Raw genomic sequence first — 24,605 nt, 5'->3', positions numbered from 1 at the left:
ATTTTTCTGGGTTATCTCTTTTTTGAACCCAGCCTGAAAATGCGTCCTTGCATTGGTGTTAAGCATTCCACTATATACACTACATAATTTCGTTCATGGCCTGCATTGCCAACTCAAAAGAGTGTAAACGAGCTTGATGATCAAAAATTTGGCCATTAACCATAATTTCATCTGCTTGAGTTTGTCGCAATATCGTTTCCAACCCATGACGTACTTTGGTTTTATCCCCTACCAATGACATGCCTAGTGCTTGTTGAACACCAAACTCCTCGGCAGGCGACCAGATATTTTCCATGCTCTCGACCGGTGCAGGCAATTGAGAAGGCTGGCCACGACGTAACATGACAAACGCTTGCTGCATCGAGGTAAATAAAAACTCCGCTTCACGTTGAGTATCCGCGGCAATAATGTTGATACACACCATCGCATATGGCTTAGAGAGTCTCTGTGATGGTTGGAAATTAACACGATAAACATCCAGCGCCTGCAACAATAAATCAGGGGCAAAATGGGAAGCAAAGGCAAATGGTAGCCCCATTTGCGCGGCTAGCCTTGCACTGTATAAACTTGAACCCAATAACCAAACAGGAATTTTTTCACCAAAACCCGGAACGGGGCGCACGGCTGGCTCTGGGTTAGTTGCATCAAACCAATTTACAATTTGAGCCACATCTTGTGGAAAATTATCGATATCCGTATTCATATGACGTCGTAAAGCTTGCATCGTTCGTTGGTCACTTCCTGGCGCACGCCCGATACCTAAGTCGATACGTTCAGGGTAAAGTGTATTTAATGTGCCAAATTGCTCTGCAATCACCAACGGTGAATGGTTTGGTAACATAACACCACCTGAACCGAGTCGTAGTGATTGCGTATTCGCAGCAAGGTAGCCAATCAATACCGACGTAGCGGCGCTAGCGATCCCCGTCATATTATGGTGTTCCGCTAGCCAATAGCGGTGATAACCCAGTTTTTCTGCGAGTTGGGCGATGTCAAGGGAATGAGCAAAGGCCTCTTTCGCTGTCGAACCCTCAATAATTGGCGCAAGATCGAGTAAAGAAAGGGGGATTTTTTTATCTGACATACACACTCACTTTGTAAGAGTTTTATTGAACCTAACTTACCATCCTAGACTATCCTCTTTGATGTCTCCAGCACTGAAACTTGCATTAGCACAAGTGGTCTAAAAATGTAAATTATCGTCTACTAACCCACTGTTTTATAAAAATTATGGAACAAGCTTGAATAAAAAGTGCAGTAATTATGAAGCTTCCGTCAGGGGAGGTAAAAGCGATTGCGAGACAAAATGAATTGGTGAATGATTTGCTCATCACCAATACAGAGGAAATTGAAATGAAAAAATTAAATACCAGTTTATTAGCATTAGCATTATTAACCGTCGGTTTTACTGCGGCAGCAAATGGCGTTAACCACAAAATGCCTCGTCAGCACATGGGTAACCACCACAATATGGTATATAGCGTTACAGAACAAACGACGACACCAAATGAAACTGTAAAAAAACTGGCCAATAGCACCCCAAAAATTGAAGATGGCAAACGCTATGTGGTCAAAGTCACAGTGATGGAAGCCCCTGAATTTAAAGCAATGAATACGATGCCAACACCGGAACCAATGCGTACTCCAGCAGCAAATCAATAGCTAATATTAATGAATATTAATTAAGTTATCGGCAAAACCTTTTATATTGATATGTACAACCAGATAGCTGTTGAGAGAAAAAACCGATATTTTAGTTAAATAATAAAGAGTTCTATATATCCTACGATTGCCTCTGTATCCAGAGGCTTTTTTTTTAGAAAAAAAGTTTATCTGAATTGAACCCTTTCCCCTAGTAATAACACCTAATAGCGACTAATCTTAATTCAAGCAGATTGTTAATAACTGCGACTTATTAACACTTTGTTTGACACCCTTTCAATAGAAAATCAGGAGCTTATCATGGGGTATTTTGAATTAAAAAAATCCACTAAAGACGTTGCTCAGCCTTACTATTTCGTTTTAAAAGCAGCGAATCACGAAGTGATTGCTAAAAGTGAAATGTATGCTTCTAAGCAATCTGCGCTTAAAGGGATTGCCTCTGTCCAAAAAAATGGCTCTTCTGAAACAATAAAAGATCTAACTGAGTAAATTTCAGTGGCCCCACTCCTTTCAAGTCGGGGCTACTTTTTTATCTGCTAGCTATTCCTATCTGTTCACTATTTTTAGCTGTTGACTATATAATTTACATAAATCAGCACTATTCAATTAGCTACGGCTCAGACCAGTCCATTGTTCATATTAACTTTTTTTAGATTAACCAGCTCAAATTAACCCCTTAAATTAACCTAAGTAACGCAGTCACAATCGCAGCTGACAAGACAATGATAATAAATGGCTTTTTAAACCACGTTAGTACCCCTGCCACTAGCACCCCTACAATTTTAGGCCAATCAGAAACTTCATCACCAGAAAATAACGTAGATGTTGCCGCAACTGAGAATAAAATAACAATAGCTGCCGCTGAAAATAACATTTTGCTATTTTCAGAAAGTACCACTCGACCGCGCAGCAAAGCGCCTGACGCTCGCATTAAATAAGTACCAATCGCCAGCAGTAAGATACCGCTAATAATTAACCATGGGTTATTTGTCATTATTTATTTCCTTATATAAATAACCAAGCTCAATAGTGCGAGTAATACGGGGATCCCTGCTGGTAGTATCGGTGTGGTCGCAACCGCAATGATTGCACCGATAATGGCGGTTAATCTAAGCCGTTTATCCGATAACGCAGGTAATGAAAGCGCTAAAATAATCGCAGGAAACATCGCATCCATCCCATATATATGTGTATCACTAATAAAGCTGCCCAATACCTCACCTATCACAACACCTATTGGCCAACACAGTAAAATACCTATTCCACATAACCAAAAGGCCGCACGTTTTTCTGACTCAGTTTCTTGAGCTAAACCAAATACAACACTCTCATCATTCATAATGTGATAGCCCAGTAATGACTTTGCTCCCTTACCCGTTAAATCACTGGTCGCAAAACTAAAAGGGATATGCCGTGAATTGACTAACAACCCCGCAAGTGCAGCAGAAAGTGGGCTTCCCCCTGCAAAAATAACACCAATAAACAAAAACTCAGACGCCCCTGCGAGCACTAAAATAGATAAAGTGAGTGGTACCCACCAGTCAAATCCTTGTGAAAGCGCCAATGCGCCATAAGAAATGCCGACAATTAAGTCAGCAAAACAGACAAGAGCTATGTTTTTCACTGTGCTATGATTTAATGTTGAGCTTATTGACGTTAGCATTCCTAAACCGTTCGATATATAATACATTCGTTCATTATGTCGATAGGCAATATAAAGTGCAATCTAAATAGGAAATTAAAATTGAATCTACCTTCTCCTCCCATTGAGTTGATTTCGAAAGCCCTTGTCCGTGAAAGACAAAAAAGTGGGCTATCACTATCAGAGCTATCTCGCAAAGCGGGTATCGCTAAATCGACACTTTCTCAATTGGAATCTGGTAGTGGTAACCCAAGTATTGAAACCTTATGGGCACTTTGTGTCGCGTTAGATATTCCTTTCGCTCGATTAATTGAAGAGAAACAAGAAACTATCACAGTGATCCGCCATGGGGAGGCAATACCTGTTAGTGCTGAGCACGCAAATTATTTGGCCTTTTTGCTCTCATCTGCCCCTGCTGATTCGCGACGGGATATTTATACTGTGATTACCCAGCCCGGCCGTGACCGTATTTCAGAGCCTCATATGCGTGGCGTTAGCGAGCACATCATTATTATGTCTGGTAGAGCATTAGTCGGCCCATTGGATAACCCTGTTGAATTACAAGTTGGGGACTATATTCACTACCCTGGAGATGAGCCGCATATAATGCGAGCCTTAGAACCGAATACGATGGCGGTTATGGTGATCGATAAACAGAATTAATCGCCTATCTAGCCCAATAGATTTTGCGTTATGATAGCTCTAGTGAATATTAATTGGAGGCTGTGTGATGTCCTACTATGATGAAATTGTTGAAAAAGTGAATCAATTGATTGATGAAAACTCAGTTCATAATATGAATGAAATGCTAATGCAGCTATCCCATGACCCACAGCTCAACCAAGAGCAACGATTTGAACAACAACAGCGTTTAAGAGACGCTATTTTTATTCATCATAATTAATAGCGGCCACACAACTCGCCGCTATTCGCGCTCTTAACTTATCTTAATAACCAAAATAAATAGGCAGTAGGGTTAGTGGTAATCCCGGTATTGGTAAAACAACTAACCCTAATAGCATTAACAGGCTCAATTAAAACTCCTGTTGCTGTAAATAACTCCATGCATATTGTGCATGAAGCTCAGCGCCTGTCGCCATCGTGTCTTCATCAATATTAAAGCAGCCATGATGATGTGCCCACTGAGTGTCCTTTTCGGCATTTCCTGTACCTAGCAGAGCAAAGCACCCTGGGATATTTTCAATGTAGAAGCTGAAATCTTCACCGCCCGGTGTCGGTCTTTCGTGGATCAGAGCTTGCTCACCAAAAGCTTGCGAAATCACGGATTGCGCCAATAACGCGCTACGTTCCTCATTGATAACAGGTAATGTCCCATAGATATAATCAACATGTGCAGTCGCCCCATAAATAGCCGCAGTATGCTCTGCATAACGGCGAATAGCGGCTTCGATTCGGTTACGAGTTTCAATATCAAAACAACGTACCGTACCGTCCAATACTGCATTTTCTGCGATAACATTGAAGCGTGTCCCGACATCCATTTTACCGATCGTGACCACGGCTGAGTCTAAAGATGAGGTTTCCCGGGACACAATCGCTTGTAAATTCATGACAAATGCAGAAGCAACAACCGCAGCGTCAATGGTCGCTTCTGGCATTGATCCATGCCCACCACGACCTTTAAAAGTAACTTTCAGTAAATCAGCGGAAGCAAAAGACCCTCCCACATTACAAGACACTTTTCCTGATGGTGTCGTTGTCCAAATGTGCATGCCAAAAACGTTATCGACATTTTCGATTGCGCCTTGTTTGATCATGGCTAATGCGCCTTGGGCGATCTCTTCTGCGGGTTGGAAAATTAAACGCACATTACCGGCTAGTTCTTCACGCACCTCATACAGCGCTTTGGCTGCGGTTAATAGCATCGCTGTGTGTGCATCATGGCCACAAGCATGCATTTTACCTTCAATTGTTGATTTATATTCTAATGAATCATTCAATTCCAAAACGGGTAATGCATCGATATCTGCTCGTAAAGCTACCGTTTTGCCCGGTTTACCGCCTTTAATTTCAGCAATAACGCCTGTAGGCTCGGTTAATCGATACGCTATTCCAATTTTGTCTAATTCTTCAGCAATACGTTTTGTGGTACGTATTTCTTCAAATGGTAGTTCAGGATGAGCGTGTAGGTCACGACGAAAAGCAATCATTTCAGGTGTGTGTTTTTTGATTGCGGCTGTAATTATTTTGTTGATCATTTTTCTACCTTTTACCCTATTGCTCAATCAGATACTGTATCTGGCTTATTTATTAATTAGCATTCTATTAATGACTTAACAGTAGCAAACATCACATCTGCCCCTCGTGCAATTTGTGCATAATCCGTCCATTCATCTGGATGATGGCTTAATCCATTGCGGCTTGGCACAAATATCAGCCCTGTTTGAGTAATACCTGCAAAAATCATTGTGTCATGCCCTGCACCACTGACCATTGAACGAAAACGTAAGTTTTGGTCACTGGCATGCTGTTGCATCAGTTGATGAATATCGCTATTGAGCTCCGTTGGCTGAACATATAACGGCTGAACAATACCGCTTGAAATTGCTAACGAATTACTAATTTGTTCTGTTAACTCAACTATTTGCTCAATCACTTTACGTAATGCGATATCATTTTTAGAACGGATATCAACGCTAAAGGTGACTTCGCTTGGGATGACATTCGCCCCATTCGGCAATACCGCTAAACGTCCCACGGTCGCAACTGTATTATCCCCTGCCGCTTTTGCGAGTTCAGGGATATGGCTGATAATTTGGCTAGCACACACTAATGCATCGGCCCGCATATTCATTGGCGTAGTACCTGCATGGCCAGCTTTACCTGTCAGTTTAATCTCTAACTGGCTGATACCGACGATGGTTTCTACGATCCCTACATCTTCATTGGCCTGTTCTAACACCGGGCCTTGTTCGATATGTAGCTCTAAAAATGCTTTAACCTTTTTAGGGTCAAGCACAGCTTGGGATGCATTGTCTGCATTGAACCCTGCCTCTGCCATACGCTTTGCAGCACTCACGCCCTGGCTATCCTTGAGTTGGTATAATTCTTTAGTACCAATCAAACCCGTTATTACACTTGAAGCCATCAAACCGCGGCCAAAACTGGTACCTTCTTCTTCAACTAAGGCTATCACTTCTAAGGGGTACTTTGGTGTTAAGTTTTGCTCGCGAATACGCGCGACAACATCCAAACCGGTGACAATCCCTGCGGGGCCATCAAATGCCCCGCCATGAGGAACAGAGTCAAAATGAGAACCCACAATCACCGCAGGCAAATCAGGTTGCTGGCCTTCTAAGCGCCCATAAATATTACCAATAGCATCTTCACGGACTTGTAAACCTAGGACTCGCATTTCTTGTTTTAGGTAATCACGCGCTTGTTTATCTTGTTCGCTGTAGCTCATCCGCGTAGTACCTTGACCCGGTGTTGCGGTATATTCTGCCAATTGTTCTAAGTGGCGCTGAATTCTTGAAGTACTTGTTTCCATTATTTTTACCCTGCAATTGGAACAATATAAGCCACCATAATACCTGCTAATACAACAGAAACCATGGTCACAGAAATAAAGCCACCAACTAGCATCGGCCCTAACATATGGCTAGTTAATACTTGGCGTTCCTTTTCGTCTTTTGTTAACGCGTTGATCGCTTCATTCGTAATAATGTAGTCAGCTGGAAAGCCATATAACGCTGTTAGAGCAACAGCAAACGCCATTTCTTTGGTGACGCCTAATATTTTACCAACCACCCATGATGCAAGGTACATCCCAATAACCGCAGCGCAAATTAACACCACCATCGGATAAACTAGGCGCAATAACATATCTGGGGTCGCGTGGTTTAATGTATCGAAGATAAACAACATTAAGGCCATAATAGCGAACCCAAAGCCATTGGCTTTTTGTAGCGGCTGTCTTTCTAAGAAACCTAATGAAGAGGCAATAACACCAAATAATAAACACAACACAAATGGGCTAATACTCACATAAGGAGCAGCAAAAGATGAGGCTAAATAAGCCAAATACCCTACCGCAGCTAAGCGTAAGAATTTAAAATAGCTGGTGTTATAGTGATTAGGGATTTTTTTGAACATACGTGGCATTTCATCTTCAGATACCACCGTTTTAACTTCAACCTCTTTTGCCCCGTCTACCGATAAGGTTTCTTGCCATTGGCCATTGCGATATTTTTCTAAAACTCGGCGCCCTTCTTTTTTTAACATGATGGCTGTTAATGGATAGCCCGCAAACCCCTGCATGACGTAAATTAAAATAGCGAAAACTGAAAGGTCGACTAAACCAGCCTCAGCCGCACCTTTTGACATAATTAACGAAGATACAATACCGCCAACTAACGGAGGAACTGCAACTAATACAGTATTTAAATCAAATAGGGCAACCCCAATGATAAAGGTTAAGAAAATGATGCCTAAAATCCCAGCTAAGGAGATAAGAATGGTTTTCCATTGGCGCAACAATTCTTTTAACGATAATAAGGTTCCCATATTTGTAATTAACAAATACATCAAGGTAACCGCAACTACTTGAGGAATACCGGCAATACTTACAATATCTTTCGGGAAAATAGTCCAATAACCTAAAAGAAAGAGCACTGCGCATACAAATACGGAGGGGATCCAAGCCTTAGTTCTAACGGCTATAGCATCCCCGATATATAATATTCCCACTATCAGAAACAGAGCTAACATCTGTGACATAACTTTTTCCCCGCACTTATCTTTTTTTATTAGATTATTTCTTGGTATTGAAAACTATTAATTTTAATTAGGATTAGATTATAAATTTTATTTAGCACAACAAAACACCAATATAGAGAGCATTTCGCTGCAAATACACGAAATTGCAACAAAATTCATCATAACACCGAAAATTCAGATGTATAGAGAGTTAAACCGGATTTAAACAGCTTGGAATAAAGCTATGCAGTGAACTAAATAGTCAGATATAACATTGAAAGGGGCCAAGCCCCTTAATATTCTCTAAATGCAGGTTTATAAGTTAATATTTTATGTCATTTAAGTTATTTTTTATAAACAAATCAACTGTAGTTGATTTTTTAATCTATGAAATTATATTCTATTGTCCATGGCTGTATTTTCAATAATTATCGCAATATGACGAAAAATCGCCTTATAAAGATGACCAATATTTCTATTTATAGAAAATATTCTACTTTATTTTATTTTTAAACCGTTTCTCTTTATATTGCCGTTGAAAAGGATGATACCCCTTCCTCTCCAATTTAGTTTGTTTTGGCAATAAAGTTTATTTAAATAAAGAAAAACCCCATAGATAATTAACTACCTACGGGGCGTAATGAGTAATAGATAAAATAATTTAATGACTCGTTTGTTGCTCAGTCGCTACCTTGGCTGGTTTTATTTTGCGATTATTTTCAAACCCAGGTTGTGGCACTTTAATAAAGAATGTCAGTATTCCTGCAAAGATATACAAACCTGTATATGCCCAAACAACGCCCACAATATCAAAGAAAGGTAATACTAAACTGGCTATTGCGGGTGCGGCAAAATTACTTAATCCCGCGGAAAGGTTATAAATTGAGACGGCAGCACCTTTATGGTGAGGTTCAATACTTGGGAAAACGGCTGTCATCGGTACGAAAGCCGCCACAAAGATCCCCAGTAAAATCGCAGGTATTAACGCAATCGCAAAATTATGGCCAAAATAAACCGGTAAGTAATAGAACATCAGGCTAGATACTGCCATACCTAGGCAACCAAACCATCTAACTTGGCGAACCCAACCAATGTGTTCACCAACAATTCCCCAAAAAATATTCGTAAAAATAGTGACAAAGAAGAAAACAGCCCAAATCTGTAACCATTCAGAAATGGTGAACCCTAAACGGTCAACAAACAGTAATGGCATGATAATCGCAAAACCAAACAATGAGATTGTATTGATAATACGGATTAAACTCGCCATAAAGATGTTTTTGTTGGTAAATAAAATGGTGGCAGCCCGCGATAATTCGGCCATTTTATCTTTCATCGGTAAATTGACTTTAGAGCGGTCAACTGGAACATTGCGTAGGCTAAAGTACGCAATCGCACCACCAAGTGCAACCCAACCGATGGCCATCCATAATGTTCCTGTTTCCCCCATCATTGGGATTGAGAAACTAGGCAGATAGCTGCCGATAACACCAATACCTACCGAGTACATTGCCCAGAACCAACCGGTAGCCGCAGCAAGATGCGCTCGAGGGATGACTTGCACCAACATCATCATAAATGAATAGATAAACAATGGATAAGCTAATCCACGAATACCATAAAATAACAGCATCATACTGTAGCTTTTCATACCTAAGCCAAATGCCATAAATAAGGCATGCATGACAATCCAGAGAATAAACCCAATCATCATGGCTTTTAGGGGCGTGATAATTTCAGCTACGACGCCAGATGCCCATGCTGCAACAGCTGCCATTAAGCCGTAGACAGTAAATACCATCGCTGATTGTGCCGGTGTAAACCCTAAATCAGTAATATGTTTCGATAAAAAAGCCATTTCAAAACCATCACCACTCATAAAAATAGCGATGGCAATAAAACCCCAGAACAAATGCTTAGGTAGACCAAGCCAATACTGCTTCTGTTCCATTGCAGTTTCCTCATTGTAATTTTGTTATTTTAATCAATCGCGAAGAGATAACTGTGGCGGTGATGTGTAGGGAAACACCGCCACACTCGCCTACTGTGGCAATAATTCCCTTGTTTGTTTTTGCTGTTGGTATAATAAACGGAAAACATCAAGCCGTTGATTTAACCAAACTTGGTACTGTTTTTGCGGTAAATAAGTACTCAATACTTCTGGTTTCTGGCACACAATTTCTGTATTGCCTCCTTCTGCCAACCATGCCAAACGAGCTGCACCTAAAGCCCCCGATGAACTCGCAGGGTGAGTCACAATCGGTATATCGATCACATCTGCAATCAGCTGCGCCCAAACCGGACTACGCGCTCCTCCCCCTGTTAAGCTACACCGGCTAATTTGCGTTCCCGTTTGTGTTAAAACCTGCATGCCATCCGCCAGAGCAAAGGTCACTCCCTCAATTACCGCATAACCAAGCTGGGCTCGCGTTGTTTCATTTCTTAACGCAAAAAATGAGCCCATTGCATAAGGGTCATTATGGGGCGTTCTTTCCCCTGAGAGGTAAGGCAAAAATACTGGAGCTTGCTTCTTCTGGTCATCACTCAATTGACCCACTTCGTCCATCAGCTGATTTTCAGTTGTGGAAAGAAGCTGGCAAAGCCAACGCAAACAGTTGGCAGCACTTAACATCACACTCATTTGGTGCCAGCGATTTGGCAATGCATGAGCAAATGCATGGACACCTTGATGTGGTGCTGCTTGTAGTTGATTATTAACCACAAAAATGACGCCAGAGGTGCCCAGAGAAATCAAGGCATCACCGTCATTAATTGCGCCAACGCCCACTGCTGAGGCTGCATTGTCACCGCCTCCACCAGCGATAATCACATTGGCACTCAGCCCCCATTGCGATGCTAAATCCGCCCGTAGCACACCACTTTGTTCAGCACCCTCAACTAAAGAAGGCATCTGTTCACGAGTTAGATTAGTTGCAGCCAATAATTCATCGGACCAATCACGCTTAGCCACATCCAGCCACAATGTCCCCGAAGCATCAGACATATCACTGGTAAATTGCCCCGTCATTTTCCAACGTAAATAGTCTTTAGGAAGCAATACCTTGGCAACTTGTTTGAATATTTCAGGTTCATGGCGTGCAACCCACAATAATTTGGGTGCGGTGAAACCTGGCATAACTAAATTAGCGCCAATCGTTAGGAACTCAGGGTGATTTTCCATCAACCATTCACACTCCTTCGCACTGCGGGTGTCGTTCCATAAAATACAGTCGCGAAGAACTTGGTGCTCGCTGTTTAATAATACTGCACCGTGCATTTGGCCTGATAAACCAATTGCTTTCACCGCAGCCCATGCTTCTGGGGCTTTTTGGCGCAAGGTCGCCGCAACCGCGTTGGTGGCTTCCCACCAACTATCTGGCGATTGTTCGGCCCACTGAGAATGTGGCCTTTGTACGGTTAATGCCATATGGCTTGAGGCAACAATTTCGCCCTGAGCATTAATTAATACAGCCTTAAGTTCTGAAGTGCCTAGGTCAATTCCGAGGTACATCGCCTTTCTCCTTACAGAGGTTGTTGAGGTGACTTGAGCCAATTTTCAACTTTTTCAACCGTGTTGCTCATCAATTCGTGGAATTCAGTAGAATGAGCGAGTGAGCCGAACAACATTTCACTTGAGACAAATTGCGACAATGCGTCACTGCTATTCATCATTTTTTGATATAGCGGCACATCTAACACACCATCCTGATATTCATACGGTAATTCACCACGAGCCCAGCGCTGTAAAAACACGAAGAATAAAGCAGGCAGCACAGCCGTCGCAGCCGGAGTCTGCTGGCGCTGATAACATTCTTGCAGTGTTGGCGTGATAAAACCGGGAATTTTTGATAAACCATCAGCGGCAACACGTTGGTTAGTATCCTGAATATAAGGGTTACTAAAGCGTGCGAGTACCACATCACGGTATTGTTCTAAATCGAGAGGGCTCGGTGACAATGACGGTATCACGTCTTGTGTGACATAATTCCATGCCATTTGTTTGATAGCAGATTGGCGGGTGCTTTCATCAATAAAGCTCAAACCAATTAAGGTTCCTGCCCAAGCAATACAACTGTGGCTCGCATTCAGAATACGAATTTTCGCTTCTTCCCACGGTAAAACGGACTCAACCATTTCTACATCGACATTTTCTAATGCAGGGCGTCCATTAATAAAGTCATCTTCAATCACCCACTGAATGAATGCCTCTCCCATAACAGGTGCTTTATCATCCCAACCAGTATGCTGTTTTACACGTTCAGCCACATCTGGGGTTGGACGAGGCGTGATCCTATCAACCATGGTATTCGGCGAACGCGTATTTTCTTTCACCCATTGGTACAGCTCGGTTTCGCCTTTTAATTGCAAAAACGATAAAAAGCCGTGTCTAAACCGTTCGCCATTGTGGCGCAAATTATCACAATTTAACAAGGTCACAGGTTCACCATGAGCCGCTAAACGTGCACGTAAAATTTGTGTTAATGCACCATATATGGTGCTCATTTTGCCCGTTAAGTCTGCTTTAACATCTGGCTGTTCTGCATCTAATTCATGCTGTGGGGTTAAATAATAGCCCGCCTCCGTGACCGTGAAAGCAATAACACGTGTTGCTTTATCACAGCCTTGTTCCACTAATTGGCTTAAATTCTCATCCCAATGCAATACTTTACGCACTGAAGTGATTTTTTCATAATGGCGCTCACCTTCAGGTGAAACTGTTTCAAGGGTATATTCCCCATTTTGCTTGGTTAGGTTATCAAGCAATGCATTCGCATCATTGCGAATATTCCCTAAGGCAATTGACCAACTATCATCCCCTTGTTGAATCAAGCGGTGCAAATACCACGCTTGGTGAGCACGATGAAATGACCCAGCACCGATGTGCATCCACACTGATTTCTGCTTTAGCATTGTGACTCCTTACCCTAAAATTAAATAATTGCTATTTTTTTGGGCATATGCCCGTTTGTTATATTTTAGTTTCAATCCGATCACAATTACTGCGATAATGCTCACAGTATTAACTTTTGCCCTTTTAATAAACAATTGCCCAGAATTACAATAAGCGAAACCAGCAGGAGAATGTCCATGCAGAAAGAATTAAAAAAAATGGAACAAGCTGCACGTGCGGCATGGCTATATTTTGTGGCAGGCAAAACACAACAGGAAATTGCGCATGAACTTGGGCTGTCGAGACAAGTCGCCCAACGCCTTATTTCACTAGCAAAAGAACAAGGTATGGTTCAGGTGCAAATCACGCACCCGATTACGGAGTGTTTAAGACTCGCTAATGATATCCAGCAAAAGTATCACCTAACACATTGCTTTGTTGTCCCTTCAGGCCAACTTGATACAGAAGCGACGCTCGATATGATTTCGGTGGCCGGTGCTGAGCTTATGGAGCAATTAATCGACCCCGATAAACCTCAAGTTATTGGTATCGGTTCAGGTAGAACATTACGCAGTATTATTGATGCCCTTCCTTACCTAGAAACCGCCCAGCACCAGTGTGTTTCACTAATAGGTGCGATTGCTCGTGATAGCTCAGCAACACGCTATGATATTCCATTACGTTTTGCAGAAAAATTACAGTGCCGGCACTACATTCTACCTGCACCGCTTTATGCCGATAGCCCTGAAGATAAAGCAATGTGGTGCCAACATCGCGTGTATAAGGAAGTCACGGAAAAAGCCCTAAATGCAGATATTACCTTTATTGGTATTGGTGAAGTCGGCAAAGGATGCCCACTCAATTCTGAAGGTTTTGTCACGGATGAACAATTGGAAATGTTGTTAGAAAAGGGTGTAGCCGCAGAGTTATTGGGACATTTTATCCAAGCTAACGGAGAGCGGCTTTCTACCGCGCTAGATGACACGCACACCAGTGTTCCGCTTTTCCCTTCCCCGAATAAACCAGTGATCGCATTTGCGGGTGGCGCGCACAAAACAAAAGCCATTCAAGCCGTTATGAATGGTGGTTGGGTAACAGGTTTAGTGACCGATGAAGCTACTGCACATCATTTATTAGCTAATAAATCACCCCTGTGCTAGCCAGTGATGGCATAACATTCCAAGCAAGGTAAATATTAAGGCGCCAATGACATGGATGGCAATGGTACTAATGGCGAAGCCCAATTTACCTTCTTGGATTAGCACCAACACTTCGAGTGAAAAGGTCGAAAAGGTGGTAAATGCACCACAGAAACCCGTCACAATGAATAATTTATAGGCAGGGCTAATATTTGCATTGGCAAAGTAAGAGATGGCAAAACCAATAACAAAGCCGCCAATTAAGTTGACCGCAACCGTACCAAGGGGAATGTTGGGGTAAAGGTGATTAAGTCTTAGGCTAACAAACCATCTTAGCCATCCACCAAGAACAGAACCAATCGCGATTGCAAATAAAGAGGCGTACATAGAAACTTCCTTTAATGTCTGGCGGGATAAACGAAAGGAAAGTCTCCCTGTTATACTCTAAATAATTCGAGTTACATGTAGGCGACAAGCGAAGATAGTCCAATGAACATACAGAAGTATGTGATTTGGCTAGTGCTGTGCAGTCAACAACCATGTAACTTGAAGTATGACGAGTATAGATCATTTATGCCCTATATTAGGGCACATAATACCTACGTACCCCATCAAATGAAAAGGTTAACGTAGGCATCATCAGCCCTCAACGGGCGGTTTTACATGAGGAGGAATGCCATCTCCCAAAGATTTATATAAAAATAATAAGGTAACTAATTAGGTGATGTAAACCTATTTTATAATAGATACTCTAAATAATTAGAGTCATAGTCAAACAATGAACCAATGACTGAGTATACGTCGTCAACAACGCGACGGCTTGAAGTATGACAAATAATAGCTCTAAATAATTCAAGTTGTCGCTAGGCGACAAGTGAATGAGTCATTAGGAGTATACACAAGTATGTGACTAATGCGAATGAACGTAGTCAACAACGCGACGGCTTGAAGTATGACAAATAATAGCTCTAAATAATTCAAGTTGTCGCTAGGCGACAAGTGAATGAGTCATTAGGAGCATACACAAGTATGTGACTAATGCGAATGAACGTAGTCAACAACGCGACGGCTTGAAGTATGACGAGCTATTGGGACATCTTTAAAATCGTCCGCACATTACTCGCACTCGTTGCAATAATATCAATCGCCCCCGTACGCAGGGCCCCCATAATCGCCATCGCTTTTGATGACTCTGAGGCAATCGCTATTACGCAAGGAATTTTCTTGAGTTCGTCTATACTTAGGCCTATCACGCGGTCATTCATCACGGTATCAACATGTTGCCCTTGCGCATTGAAAAAATCATAACCTGCGATATCGCCAATCACCCCTTGATTCAAACTCGCATCAACAATTTCACGCGGTGTAAACCAGCCTAGCTTGACCATATAGCTATCTTCATTCATATCGCCAATACCAATTAAGGCAATATCCGCTTTACGGGCACGATCTAAGGTTTCCTTAATGGTGCCATTTTTCATAAATGATTGCTTTAATTCGTTATTTTCGACATAAGCAGGCGCGTATAAGGTTTCGCTGGTTCCACCAAACTTTTTGGCTAAACGACGGCTGATATGATCCGCATTGATGGAATCACCTGGGCGATGGGTTCCGCCTATTCCACAAATAAAACGGCAATCTTTTTCAGGGACGGCTCCACCGCTATCAGCCACTACCGCAACATTGCGACCTTGGCCGACCGTGACTATCATGTTGTCTCGTAACGTTGTTGATAAATAGTTAGCGACGAGAGTGCCGACTTGGTAACGTTGCTCTTCTTCGTCGGGATGATCGAGGGCAATCAATGCACGGGAAATCGGGAAGCGAGAAAGTAACTGTTGTTCTAACTGAGTGCTAAAAATAGGATGATAGCGAACATTGATCTCTACAATACCTTCTTCCTTTGCCCGCTTGAGTAAGCGGCCTACCTTAATTCGCGATATACCAAACTTATTGGCGATCTCTTCCTGAGTAATTTCATCACGATAATAAGCTATCGCAATTTCAGTCAGTAGCTCGATTTCGGAAGATGTTTGTGATCTATCCATAAGATAGTGGTTTCCTCTTTATTGGTGTTAATCGCAACAAGGGTGATAAGGTTTTAGTATAGCGTTTCTAGTGGCAATTAATAAGTGAGTTATAAAAGAGAGTGGATATATAGCAATGATATTTGACTATATATCCACGAAAGAATTATATAAAACAATTATGCATTAGCTAATGCATCCTGTTTTTCAATACTCTGCGCTAATTGACACAATAATAAACAACAAGAAGTGGCACCTGCATCCAATACCCCTCTTGAACGTTCACCAAGGCGGCTTGCACGGCCAATTTTAGCCACTAAATCTACTGTGGAATCACGACCTGCAACAGCAGCTGCCTGCATCGCATCAAGCGCTTGTTTAAAGTTTTTCCCTGCTTTTGTTGCCTCTTCAAAGGCATTAACCGCAGGGATCAATGTATCCATTAGGCACTTGTCACCCACTGTTGCACTGCTGATGTCTTGCAGTTCGGATAGCCCATTTTTCAACATAGCAAGAAAATCTTGTTGCGATAACTCATTTTTCCCTGAAATGCTGTCTGACATTCCCATAAAGAAACTGCCATAAAGTGGCCCCATTGAACCGCCAATACCTTCCATCAAGGCATCAGAAATCTCTTCAAAGCCTTCACTGAGTGATAATTCACGGTCCGCGATTGCTTTAGCGCATAGATTAAAACCTTTAGCCATATTAATGCCATGGTCTCCATCCCCTATTGCGCCATCAATTTCACTGAGGTATTCACGGTTAGAAACAATAATGTTCACTAAATCAAGGGTAATTTCCTTGCCGTTGCCCGTTGAAATAACTTGCATAATTGTCTCCTTATTTAACCTGTGTTAAACCCAATGAATATGCAGGGACATCCATCAATGTTTTTAATTCATCATCCACTTTCATTAATGTCAGTGTGACCCCCATCATTTCTAGTGAGGTAAAATAGTTACCAACATAGTTACGAACAATCCGCACACCTTTCTCACTGAGTTGTTTTTCAACCTCTGCATAGTAGATGTACAGCTCCATAACTGGTGTCGCACCTAGCCCTGAAACCAAGACGACAACTTCATCACCTTGTTTTGCCTGCATATCATCTAAAATTGGCGCTAACATGGTTTGTGCCATTTGCGCGGCCGATTGAATTGGCATGATTTCAATGCCTGGCTCTCCATGATGGCCAATGCCTAGCTCCATCATCCCGTCTTCAATATGAAAATTTGGATGACCCACTGCTGGAATGGTGCAAGACGTTAACCCAACACCAATAGAGTGGCAGTTATTAATCGCTTTTTGTGCTGCATTAATAACACCGTCTAAATCATAGCCTTTGCTTGCTGCGGCAGAGCCCACTTTCCACATGAGAATTTCGCCAGCAACGCCACGGCGCTTTTCTTTTTCACTCGCAGGTGCTGAAGCGACGTCATCGGTAGCAACCACGGTTTTGACTTGCATACCCGCTTTTTCTGCCTTTTTCATCGCCATCTTGACGTTCATGTTATCGCCCGCATAGTTACCATATAAACAGGCAACACCCGCACCGCTATCGGCTGCTTTAAACGCATCTAAAAAAGCGCCCGCAGTGGGTGAGGAAAAAATTTCCCCAATGGCTACCGCATCTAACATGTTTTCACCCACGTAGCCTAAAAACGCAGGTTCATGACCTGAACCACCACCAGTGACAATGCCCACTTTCCCTTGTATTGGGGCTTTTGGGTATTTTAGAACGCGCGCGTTATCAGTTTGTGCAAAATATTCAGGGTGCGCTTTCAAATAACCTTGAATCGCATCTTCAACAACGAGATCAGGTTCATTAATGATTCTATTCATAATTCCCTCATTTACTTATTTTCTGGTGTTAGCTGCATCTTTGCCGTCTGTTCAAGTAATTCTTCCGGCACAGTAATAAATTTCATCAATATCGCACTAAATAAATAGAGCCCTGAGAAGATCCAAATCACGCCAAAGGCTCCAACACTACTAATAAAGAGCCCAACTAATGCAGGTCCGACAAAAGTACTTAAGCCTGCACCTAAGTTAAGTACTGACATTGCAGCGCCTTTATTTTCAGGCGCTAAACTCGGCATGATGGCTGAAAGCGGTACGTATCCGGCAAGACATGCGCCGAATAACCCAGCGGCAATCATCATCAGGGTATAATTGTGCCCAAAATAATAAGGCACGTAGTAAAACATTAAGGTACAAACCATACAGCCGACACAACCAAACCAAATCACAATATTGCGCCAACCAATACGGTCACTGACAACACCAAAGATCAGATTAAAAGCGATGTTCACTGTCCAAAGTGCTGCGTAGATATGTAACCACTCTGTGCGGGAAAAACCAAAGTCAGCAAGAAACATTGGCATGAAGATCACAAAACCGTACGCTGCAGAGGTATTAATAGTACGAACAATGCCACCTAAACCAATTTTGGGGTTTTCAAACGCGATGGTGATCCCTTTAAATACATAGCTGAGCGATACTTTTTCTTTCGGTGAGTCCGTTGTATCTCCCGCTTTGTTGCGGTTAAGCGCGATAGCAATAAATGCCCCGATAGTGACAAAAATCAGTCCACTCCATAACGTTGCCATTTCACCTAAAACTGGCAACGCATAACTTGAATACATCACGCCTAAAACACCGAGTCCGCCACTATAAACAAACCAGAAGATCCCGACTGCAGAGCCCAGTTTTTTAATTGGCGCCTCATAGGCTACCCAAACTAAGAAGCCATAGGCAAACATTGGATAACCAAAACCACGCAGCGCATAGGTTGGGATCATGATAGACAGGCTGTTACTCGGTAAGCCAACAGACAAGAAAATAATCGAGCCAATGACAAACATCACAAAACCAAAAATCATCACACGACGGGCGGTATAAATTTCAGCCAACACACCGGACAACCACGCGGCGACAGCAGCAAAAAAACCATACACACTAAATAGTAATGATGATTCTTCAATACTCATTCCACGGCTAATTATAAAAGGTGACAGCCAGCCTTGTTCTAGGCCTTCCCCCATCATAAAGATCAGGACGCCAAAATAGCCAAGTAGTAACTTTGGTGAAAACCCCGTTACTTTAGACAGTTTATTGATTATCATATTGTTGACCTCAGTGCTTGTTCGCTGGGTTAGGACCTGAATAACAAGCCTTGGTAGGGTGACATTTATTCAGGTCCAATTTTTATCGTTATATTTTTAATTTCGTCTTTTTTTCAACCCACGACAGCTCTACAGGTTCGGGTCGAGAACCACTTTAATGTGCGGGTCGCCTTTCGCCATCATCGAAAAACCTTCCGCAAATTTATCTAAAGGTAAAATATCCGTCACAACCCCCTTGGTTGGGAAATCGCCATTACCAATACCTTCAATCACTAATGGGTAGCAATATGGGCCAAGGTGAGAACCTAATAAATCCAGTTCTTTACGGTCACTGATGATGCTCCAGTCCACGGTCACTGGGTCTTTAAATACAGAAAACTCAACAAAAGTACCTAATTTACGGATCATCTTAAGGCCTTGCTCTACCGATTTAGGCGCCCCAGTAGCTTCAATGTAAATGTCACAGCCATAACCTTCAGTCATCTCTTTGACAATTTTGTCTACATCATCACGTTTAGGGTTTAATACGATATCGGCACCAAATTCTTTTGCTAATTCAAGGCGTTTATCAAATAAATCCAGAACGACTAACTTACCAGCACCCGATTTTTTAATCGCTCCAATCATACCGAGACCTAATGTTCCAGCCCCTGAAAGCACGACAACATCACCCAACTTGACATTAGCGCGCTGCACGGCATGTAAAGAACAGGCGTAAGGTTCAATCAAAATGGCATCTTCGATTGGCATCTCAACAGGCACATGGTAGTTGATGGCTTCTTTGGTGAACTTCATATATTGCGCCATACCGCCATTCACATTGTTTTGGAAGCCATACAAGTCATGTTTTTCACACATCCAGTATTCACCGCGTTTACAAAAGCGGCATTCCCAACAAGGTACGATTTGCTCAGAAATAACACGGTCACCTAATGCAAAACCTTCAACTTTTGAGCCAAAGCCTACAACATGGCCAATAAATTCATGCCCTGGGATCATTGGCGCTTTGATATAAGCGGGCTGTTCTGCATCACCCCAAAAACTAGGAGCACCTTCAAAAGCCTTCACATCACCCGCGCAGATACCACAAGCTTCTACGCGAACCAAAATTTCTTCTTCACTAATTTTAGGGACATCGACAGTTTCTAAACGGTAGTCTTTTGGTGCATAAGCAACCACGGCTTTCATTTTTTCTGGAATGCCTGCGCTCATCGTTGCTTTTGAATCACAGTGTTCACACATAGTTCTATCCTCGGCGGTTTGTAAAATGAACATAAGTTCAATGAAGATACAAATTAACCATACCCTCTTTTCTTCATCCTTGCCCATAGTGAGAGTGTGAAAGTGTGATTCAGTGCAAAAATTCTCATAAAATCGTCTTAAAACGCCTGTTTTTTACATTTTTGGCAAAAAAAATTAAATTTGAAGCTGTAGATCACAGAATTCATCATCATAAAAATAAAAACATATGTTCACCTATTGATTATTTGTTCATAAGATCCTATTTTCTAAGTGGCACATTTGATTGACTAATGAACTTTTGTTCAACAATAAGGATCTCTATCATGCTATCTATTGCTATTGGCGCGGATGACGCTGCATTTGAAATGAAAGATTTGATTAAGGCTCACTTAGCAGCATTAAACATTGAAGTGACTGATTACTGTTTAAATACAGGGGTTGCAGATGAAATGTACCCTGATGTTGCCCATGCGGTTGCAACTGCAATCGTACAAGGTAAGCACCAGCGCGGTATTCTAATTTGTGGTACCGGAATTGGTATGTCCATTGTTGCCAATAAAGTTACAGGGATCCGTGCAGCACTGTGCCATGACACATACTCCGCTGAGCGAGCTCAGAAAAGTAATGACGCGCAAATTATTACCTTTGGGGCACGAGTGATTGGCCCTGAACTGGCTAAAACCATTGTCGACACATGGCTAGCTTCCCATTATGAAGGGGGACGGTCAGCGCCGAAAGTGGCTCGAATCAGTGAGTATGAAAATGGGGAACGTTAGTTTTACTTTAGGCGCTTTTACTTTGGGAGCTTTGTAATGTCCACTCAACCACAAAATAAATTAGCCAATGCCATTCGATTTCTTTCAATAGATGCCGTACAACAAGCCAATTCAGGCCACCCTGGAGCCCCAATGGGAATGGCTGATATTGCTGAAGTTCTTTGGCGAGATTATTTACAGCACAACCCCGCAGACCCACATTGGCCTAACCGTGACCGCTTTGTATTATCAAACGGCCATGCCTCAATGCTGCTCTATAGTTTGCTTCATTTAACAGGCTATGAGTTATCCATTGATGATTTAAAACAGTTCCGACAACTCCATTCCAAAACACCGGGTCACCCTGAATTAGGCTATACCCCCGGTGTTGAAACCACGACAGGCCCGCTGGGGCAAGGTATCGCCAATGCGGTTGGTATGGCAATCGCAGAAAAAACCCTAGCGGCTACGTTTAATCGCTCGGGGTTCCCCGTTGTTGACCACTATACCTATACATTTTTAGGTGATGGCTGTTTAATGGAAGGGATCTCCCATGAAGTGTGTTCATTAGCAGGAACATTAAAACTCAATAAACTCATTGCGTTTTATGATGACAACCGCATTTCTATTGATGGAGATGTGGAAGGCTGGTTTACCGATAATACCGCAAAGCGTTTTGAAGCCTATGGCTGGCATGTAATTAGATCAATTAATGGGCATTCGCGCCCTGCGATTAAAGCGGCTATCGAACAAGCACGCCAACAAACCTCGAAACCCACACTCATTATCTGCAGAACCACGATTGGTTATGGTTCGCCCAATAAAGCCGGTACCGCAGATTCTCATGGTGCTCCTCTCGGACAAGATGAAATAACACTGACTCGCCAACAACTCGGTTGGGCGTATCCGCCTTTTGTGATCCCTGATGAAATATACCAACCTTGGAATGCCTTAGAACGTGGTGCTGAACAGCAATTACGTTGGGAACAAGCACTACGAGAATACGCCAAACAATACCCAGAACTCGCAGAGCAACTAACGCAACGATTATCCAATCAACTCCCTGAAAAATTTACAGATATCATTGATAACTTCATTCAACAATTAAATGATAACCCGGCAACGATAGCTACACGTAAAGCGTCACAAAATACACTCAATATTATTGGTCCTGTTTTATCTGAATTAATCGGTGGCTCCGCAGACTTAGCCCCAAGCAACCTGACTTATTGGTCTGGGTCACAGCCAATTAATGAACAACCTTCAGGCAACTATATTCACTATGGCGTCAGAGAGTTTGGTATGACCGCCATTGCCAATGGCATTGCATTACATGGCGGTTTTCGCCCTTACACGGCAACTTTCTTGATGTTCTCTGAATATGCACAAAATGCCGTGAGAATGGCTGCGTTAATGAAATTGCCACAAATTCTTATTTATACTCACGATTCAATTGGCTTAGGTGAAGATGGTCCAACACACCAACCCGTTGAGCAACTTGTTTCGCTGCGTGCCACGCCTAATTTGTCGGTATGGCGCCCTTGTTGCCAAGTAGAAACCGCTGTGGCTTGGAAACAGGCTATCATTCATCAACAAAAGCCAACTGCACTTGTATTATCCCGCCAAAATCTAATTCAATATTCACGAACAGCCGAACAGCTCGCTAATATTGCGCGTGGTGGATATATTTTGCGCAGCAATAGTGAGACGCCTGAATTACTATTAATTGCTACTGGTTCTGAAGTCACATTAGCGGTTGAAGCATGGAAGCAACTGACTGAACAAGGTTTTCATGTAAATGTTATTTCGATGCCATCAACAGATACCTTTGACCAACAACCCTTAGAGTACCAGCAGCGCGTTTTGCCAAATCATGTTCGCCATCGTATTGCTATCGAAGCCAGTATTAGTGATTACTGGCGTAAATATGTAGGGATTGATGGATTAGTTATGGGAATGAACAGTTTTGGAGAATCAGCCCCTGCAAGTAAATTGTTTGAATATTTTGGGTTTACCGTAGAAAAGCTTATTACTATGTCACGTTCATTATTAAAACCTAATGATTAATTGATATAGGAATAATTAATATCTGTTATCCTACTTTGTAATTTCCTATTACAAGCCAAATAATATCTATGTTATTTGGCTTATTTTTATCTAAATAAAATCATAAACAATAAAAAAGCGAGTACCTATTCATACTCGCTTTATTCATTATTAATTTAATATCCTTATTGGATACTATAACCACCATCAATTACTAAATTATGACCTGTAATCATATCAGATGCATCACTGGCCAAAAATAACGCACATGCGGCAATTTCAGATGGCTCCGCAAAACGCCTTGCAGGAATTTTTTCTTTCATTTCATCACCTTTTTTACCTTCCCACGCTTTTTTACCGAGTTCAGTCATGACAATCGTTGGAGAAATGGCGTTGGTTTGTATACCTTTTGGGCTCCACTCAAGTGCTAATACTTGGGTTAAACCAATAATCGCTGCTTTACTGGCACAGTAGGCTGCATGTTGGTCTAAGGCAATCACCCCAGCTTGAGATGCCATATTAATAATCTTCCCTTTTCCATTATTAATCATTACATTACCTGCAGCCTGGCAAACCAAAAAAGTCCCTTTTAAATTCACATTCATGGTTAAGTCCCAGTCTGATTCACTTAAATTTTCCGCGGGAGCAAGTGCGACTATCCCTGCACTATTGACGACAATATCTAACGTACCATAATGCTCAACAACCTGTTTTACCATCTGAGAAACTGCCTCAGAATTTGTAATATCACATTGAATACCAATTGAATTCCCTAATTTTTCCGCAGTTTTTATCACTTTATCTGACTTGTCGATTAAGGTGACTTTAGCCCCTTTTTCAACATACAATTGAGCAATCGCGAAACCAATACCTGCTGCTCCCCCTGTAATTAATGCAACTTTGCCATCGAGTGAAAAGTTGGTGCTATAGCCACTAAATTTTTTCATTTCAATTCCTTAATATCATGATGTGATATTCAATATATAGGTGAAATAAATATAGGGTTGCCTTAGAGAGACAACAAAATATTAAGCGAAGGTTAAATTACTTGGTATTATTAATATAATATTATCACTGGTTAAATTCTATATTATTCATCTAAAAAAAAGAGATATCTCTCAAATTAAATATCTCATTAAATTCTAAATGGGCATATGTTCAAAATAATAATTTAAATGAATATTTGTACTTTATTTTTGACTGTGAAAACCCTCCGAAAAATTCATTTACGTTGTAACACCCCGTCAAAAGTGTATTTTTTCTTCCCCTATAATTTTCCTGTTAATTGGCGCATAATATTAGTTATATCTAAATTGATATTGAACAATATCAACCGTGAGTGATTGAGTAAGAT

General features: G+C 41.8%; 23 protein-coding genes and 1 riboswitch. Of the genes, 7 read left to right on the top strand and 16 right to left on the bottom strand.

Annotated elements, in window-relative coordinates; genetic code table 11:
- Positions 1-79 precede the first annotated feature (79 nt).
- Positions 80-1,084, bottom strand: coding sequence for a luciferase-like monooxygenase (locus CYG50_RS06175; RefSeq protein ID WP_102139227.1), 1,005 nt, complete (start codon positions 1,082-1,084; stop codon positions 80-82).
- Between the two features lie 179 nt (positions 1,085-1,263).
- On the opposite strand from CYG50_RS06175, the gene CYG50_RS06170 reads away from it, so the two are divergent.
- Both CYG50_RS06170 and CYG50_RS06165 read left to right on the top strand, forming a co-directional pair.
- The gene (locus CYG50_RS06170; RefSeq protein WP_229597568.1) at positions 1,264-1,662 is read left to right on the top strand and encodes a hypothetical protein; all 399 of its coding nucleotides are present in this window, start codon (positions 1,264-1,266) and stop codon (positions 1,660-1,662) included.
- 300 nt (positions 1,663-1,962) lie between these two features.
- Positions 1,963-2,151: a YegP family protein gene (locus CYG50_RS06165; RefSeq protein ID WP_004263611.1), complete on the top strand. Its 189-nt coding sequence runs from the start codon at positions 1,963-1,965 to the stop codon at positions 2,149-2,151.
- Between the two features lie 187 nt (positions 2,152-2,338).
- Here CYG50_RS06165 and CYG50_RS06160 read toward each other — a convergent pair whose 3' ends face one another.
- Both CYG50_RS06160 and CYG50_RS06155 read right to left on the bottom strand, forming a co-directional pair.
- On the bottom strand, positions 2,339-2,656 hold the full coding sequence (locus tag CYG50_RS06160) for a branched-chain amino acid transport AzlD family protein (RefSeq protein WP_102139228.1): 318 nt from the start codon (positions 2,654-2,656) through the stop codon (positions 2,339-2,341).
- A gap of 3 nt (positions 2,657-2,659) precedes the next feature.
- Positions 2,660-3,325 (bottom strand): AzlC family ABC transporter permease, encoded by a 666-nt coding sequence (locus CYG50_RS06155; protein ID WP_102139326.1) that lies wholly within the window; start codon positions 3,323-3,325, stop codon positions 2,660-2,662.
- 81 nt (positions 3,326-3,406) lie between these two features.
- Here CYG50_RS06155 and CYG50_RS06150 point away from each other — a divergent pair, with 81 nt between their 5' ends.
- Positions 3,407-3,967, top strand: a complete 561-nt coding sequence (locus CYG50_RS06150; RefSeq protein ID WP_102139229.1) for a helix-turn-helix domain-containing protein — start codon at positions 3,407-3,409, stop codon at positions 3,965-3,967.
- A gap of 67 nt (positions 3,968-4,034) precedes the next feature.
- A complete protein-coding gene (locus CYG50_RS06145; protein WP_102139230.1) occupies positions 4,035-4,208 on the top strand; it encodes a DUF2526 family protein in 174 nt (57 codons plus the stop codon).
- Positions 4,209-4,338: 130 nt separating this feature from the next.
- Here CYG50_RS06145 and CYG50_RS06140 read toward each other — a convergent pair whose 3' ends face one another.
- The 6 genes from CYG50_RS06140 to dalD form a co-directional block, all read right to left on the bottom strand.
- On the bottom strand, positions 4,339-5,523 hold the full coding sequence (locus CYG50_RS06140; protein WP_102139231.1) for an amidohydrolase: 1,185 nt from the start codon (positions 5,521-5,523) through the stop codon (positions 4,339-4,341).
- A 56-nt stretch (positions 5,524-5,579) separates the two neighbouring features.
- Positions 5,580-6,815, bottom strand: coding sequence for a Zn-dependent hydrolase (locus CYG50_RS06135; protein ID WP_102139232.1), 1,236 nt, complete (start codon positions 6,813-6,815; stop codon positions 5,580-5,582).
- 5 nt (positions 6,816-6,820) lie between these two features.
- Positions 6,821-8,044 (bottom strand): hypothetical protein, encoded by a 1,224-nt coding sequence (locus tag CYG50_RS06130; RefSeq protein ID WP_102139233.1) that lies wholly within the window; start codon positions 8,042-8,044, stop codon positions 6,821-6,823.
- Between the two features lie 640 nt (positions 8,045-8,684).
- Positions 8,685-9,974, bottom strand: coding sequence for an MFS transporter (locus CYG50_RS06125; RefSeq protein WP_102139234.1), 1,290 nt, complete (start codon positions 9,972-9,974; stop codon positions 8,685-8,687).
- Between the two features lie 90 nt (positions 9,975-10,064).
- Positions 10,065-11,534 carry a xylulokinase gene (gene xylB, locus CYG50_RS06120; protein WP_102139235.1) on the bottom strand — a complete coding sequence of 490 codons (1,470 nt, stop codon included), beginning with the start codon at positions 11,532-11,534 and terminating at the stop codon, positions 10,065-10,067.
- An 11-nt stretch (positions 11,535-11,545) separates the two neighbouring features.
- Positions 11,546-12,934, bottom strand: coding sequence for a D-arabinitol 4-dehydrogenase (dalD, locus tag CYG50_RS06115; protein ID WP_102139236.1), 1,389 nt, complete (start codon positions 12,932-12,934; stop codon positions 11,546-11,548).
- A gap of 177 nt (positions 12,935-13,111) precedes the next feature.
- Here dalD and CYG50_RS06110 point away from each other — a divergent pair, with 177 nt between their 5' ends.
- Entirely contained in the window at positions 13,112-14,074 is a 963-nt protein-coding gene (locus CYG50_RS06110) for a sugar-binding transcriptional regulator (protein ID WP_102139237.1), read from the top strand.
- On the opposite strand, the gene crcB is transcribed toward CYG50_RS06110, so the two are convergent.
- The 6 genes from crcB to CYG50_RS06080 all read right to left on the bottom strand — a co-directional run bounded on the left by crcB (position 14,060) and on the right by CYG50_RS06080 (position 20,450).
- Positions 14,060-14,440 (bottom strand): fluoride efflux transporter CrcB, encoded by a 381-nt coding sequence (gene crcB, locus CYG50_RS06105; RefSeq protein WP_102139238.1) that lies wholly within the window; start codon positions 14,438-14,440, stop codon positions 14,060-14,062. The genes CYG50_RS06110 and crcB overlap by 15 nt on opposite strands.
- A gap of 236 nt (positions 14,441-14,676) precedes the next feature.
- A riboswitch (Fluoride riboswitch) is annotated at positions 14,677-14,746 on the bottom strand.
- A 392-nt stretch (positions 14,747-15,138) separates the two neighbouring features.
- Positions 15,139-16,101: a sugar-binding transcriptional regulator gene (locus tag CYG50_RS06100; RefSeq protein WP_004910275.1), complete on the bottom strand. Its 963-nt coding sequence runs from the start codon at positions 16,099-16,101 to the stop codon at positions 15,139-15,141.
- 158 nt (positions 16,102-16,259) lie between these two features.
- Entirely contained in the window at positions 16,260-16,913 is a 654-nt protein-coding gene (dhaL, locus tag CYG50_RS06095) for a dihydroxyacetone kinase subunit DhaL (RefSeq protein WP_102139239.1), read from the bottom strand.
- A 10-nt stretch (positions 16,914-16,923) separates the two neighbouring features.
- Positions 16,924-17,925, bottom strand: coding sequence for a dihydroxyacetone kinase subunit DhaK (locus CYG50_RS06090; protein WP_102139240.1), 1,002 nt, complete (start codon positions 17,923-17,925; stop codon positions 16,924-16,926).
- Between the two features lie 11 nt (positions 17,926-17,936).
- Positions 17,937-19,208, bottom strand: coding sequence for an MFS transporter (locus CYG50_RS06085; RefSeq protein ID WP_102139241.1), 1,272 nt, complete (start codon positions 19,206-19,208; stop codon positions 17,937-17,939).
- Positions 19,209-19,337: 129 nt separating this feature from the next.
- A complete protein-coding gene (locus CYG50_RS06080) occupies positions 19,338-20,450 on the bottom strand; it encodes an MDR/zinc-dependent alcohol dehydrogenase-like family protein (protein ID WP_004910265.1) in 1,113 nt (370 codons plus the stop codon).
- A gap of 323 nt (positions 20,451-20,773) precedes the next feature.
- Here CYG50_RS06080 and rpiB point away from each other — a divergent pair, with 323 nt between their 5' ends.
- Together rpiB and tkt are read left to right on the top strand one after the other, a co-directional pair.
- A complete protein-coding gene (rpiB, locus tag CYG50_RS06075) occupies positions 20,774-21,226 on the top strand; it encodes a ribose 5-phosphate isomerase B (protein WP_102139242.1) in 453 nt (150 codons plus the stop codon).
- Between the two features lie 36 nt (positions 21,227-21,262).
- On the top strand, positions 21,263-23,272 hold the full coding sequence (gene tkt, locus CYG50_RS06070) for a transketolase (protein WP_102139243.1): 2,010 nt from the start codon (positions 21,263-21,265) through the stop codon (positions 23,270-23,272).
- A 164-nt stretch (positions 23,273-23,436) separates the two neighbouring features.
- Here tkt and CYG50_RS06065 read toward each other — a convergent pair whose 3' ends face one another.
- Entirely contained in the window at positions 23,437-24,198 is a 762-nt protein-coding gene (locus CYG50_RS06065) for an SDR family oxidoreductase (RefSeq protein WP_102139244.1), read from the bottom strand.
- Positions 24,199-24,605: the final 407 nt, after the last annotated feature.

This window comes from Providencia huaxiensis (assembly GCF_002843235.3).
Taxonomy (GTDB): Bacteria; Pseudomonadota; Gammaproteobacteria; order Enterobacterales; family Enterobacteriaceae; genus Providencia; species Providencia huaxiensis.
Note: the sequence above shows the minus strand (reverse complement) of the source record. Positions and strands in the feature narration are given on the sequence as shown.

Bases quoted from the DNA above. Each gene is read 5' to 3' on its own strand.
- CYG50_RS06175 (WP_102139227.1), bottom strand. From the start codon at position 1,084: ATGTCAGATAAAAAAATCCCCCTTTCTTTACTCGATCTTGCGCCAATT.
- CYG50_RS06170 (WP_229597568.1), top strand. From the start codon at position 1,264: ATGAAGCTTCCGTCAGGGGAGGTAAAAGCGATTGCGAGACAAAATGAA.
- CYG50_RS06165 (WP_004263611.1), top strand. From the start codon at position 1,963: ATGGGGTATTTTGAATTAAAAAAATCCACTAAAGACGTTGCTCAGCCT.
- CYG50_RS06160 (WP_102139228.1), bottom strand. From the start codon at position 2,656: ATGACAAATAACCCATGGTTAATTATTAGCGGTATCTTACTGCTGGCG.
- CYG50_RS06155 (WP_102139326.1), bottom strand. From the start codon at position 3,325: ATGCTAACGTCAATAAGCTCAACATTAAATCATAGCACAGTGAAAAAC.
- CYG50_RS06145 (WP_102139230.1), top strand. From the start codon at position 4,035: ATGTCCTACTATGATGAAATTGTTGAAAAAGTGAATCAATTGATTGAT.
- CYG50_RS06140 (WP_102139231.1), bottom strand. From the start codon at position 5,523: ATGATCAACAAAATAATTACAGCCGCAATCAAAAAACACACACCTGAA.
- CYG50_RS06135 (WP_102139232.1), bottom strand. From the start codon at position 6,815: ATGGAAACAAGTACTTCAAGAATTCAGCGCCACTTAGAACAATTGGCA.
- CYG50_RS06130 (WP_102139233.1), bottom strand. From the start codon at position 8,044: ATGTCACAGATGTTAGCTCTGTTTCTGATAGTGGGAATATTATATATC.
- CYG50_RS06125 (WP_102139234.1), bottom strand. From the start codon at position 9,974: ATGGAACAGAAGCAGTATTGGCTTGGTCTACCTAAGCATTTGTTCTGG.
- xylB (WP_102139235.1), bottom strand. From the start codon at position 11,534: ATGTACCTCGGAATTGACCTAGGCACTTCAGAACTTAAGGCTGTATTA.
- dalD (WP_102139236.1), bottom strand. From the start codon at position 12,934: ATGCTAAAGCAGAAATCAGTGTGGATGCACATCGGTGCTGGGTCATTT.
- CYG50_RS06110 (WP_102139237.1), top strand. From the start codon at position 13,112: ATGCAGAAAGAATTAAAAAAAATGGAACAAGCTGCACGTGCGGCATGG.
- crcB (WP_102139238.1), bottom strand. From the start codon at position 14,440: ATGTACGCCTCTTTATTTGCAATCGCGATTGGTTCTGTTCTTGGTGGA.
- CYG50_RS06100 (WP_004910275.1), bottom strand. From the start codon at position 16,101: ATGGATAGATCACAAACATCTTCCGAAATCGAGCTACTGACTGAAATT.
- dhaL (WP_102139239.1), bottom strand. From the start codon at position 16,913: ATGCAAGTTATTTCAACGGGCAACGGCAAGGAAATTACCCTTGATTTA.
- CYG50_RS06090 (WP_102139240.1), bottom strand. From the start codon at position 17,925: ATGAATAGAATCATTAATGAACCTGATCTCGTTGTTGAAGATGCGATT.
- CYG50_RS06085 (WP_102139241.1), bottom strand. From the start codon at position 19,208: ATGATAATCAATAAACTGTCTAAAGTAACGGGGTTTTCACCAAAGTTA.
- CYG50_RS06080 (WP_004910265.1), bottom strand. From the start codon at position 20,450: ATGTGTGAACACTGTGATTCAAAAGCAACGATGAGCGCAGGCATTCCA.
- rpiB (WP_102139242.1), top strand. From the start codon at position 20,774: ATGCTATCTATTGCTATTGGCGCGGATGACGCTGCATTTGAAATGAAA.
- tkt (WP_102139243.1), top strand. From the start codon at position 21,263: ATGTCCACTCAACCACAAAATAAATTAGCCAATGCCATTCGATTTCTT.
- CYG50_RS06065 (WP_102139244.1), bottom strand. From the start codon at position 24,198: ATGAAAAAATTTAGTGGCTATAGCACCAACTTTTCACTCGATGGCAAA.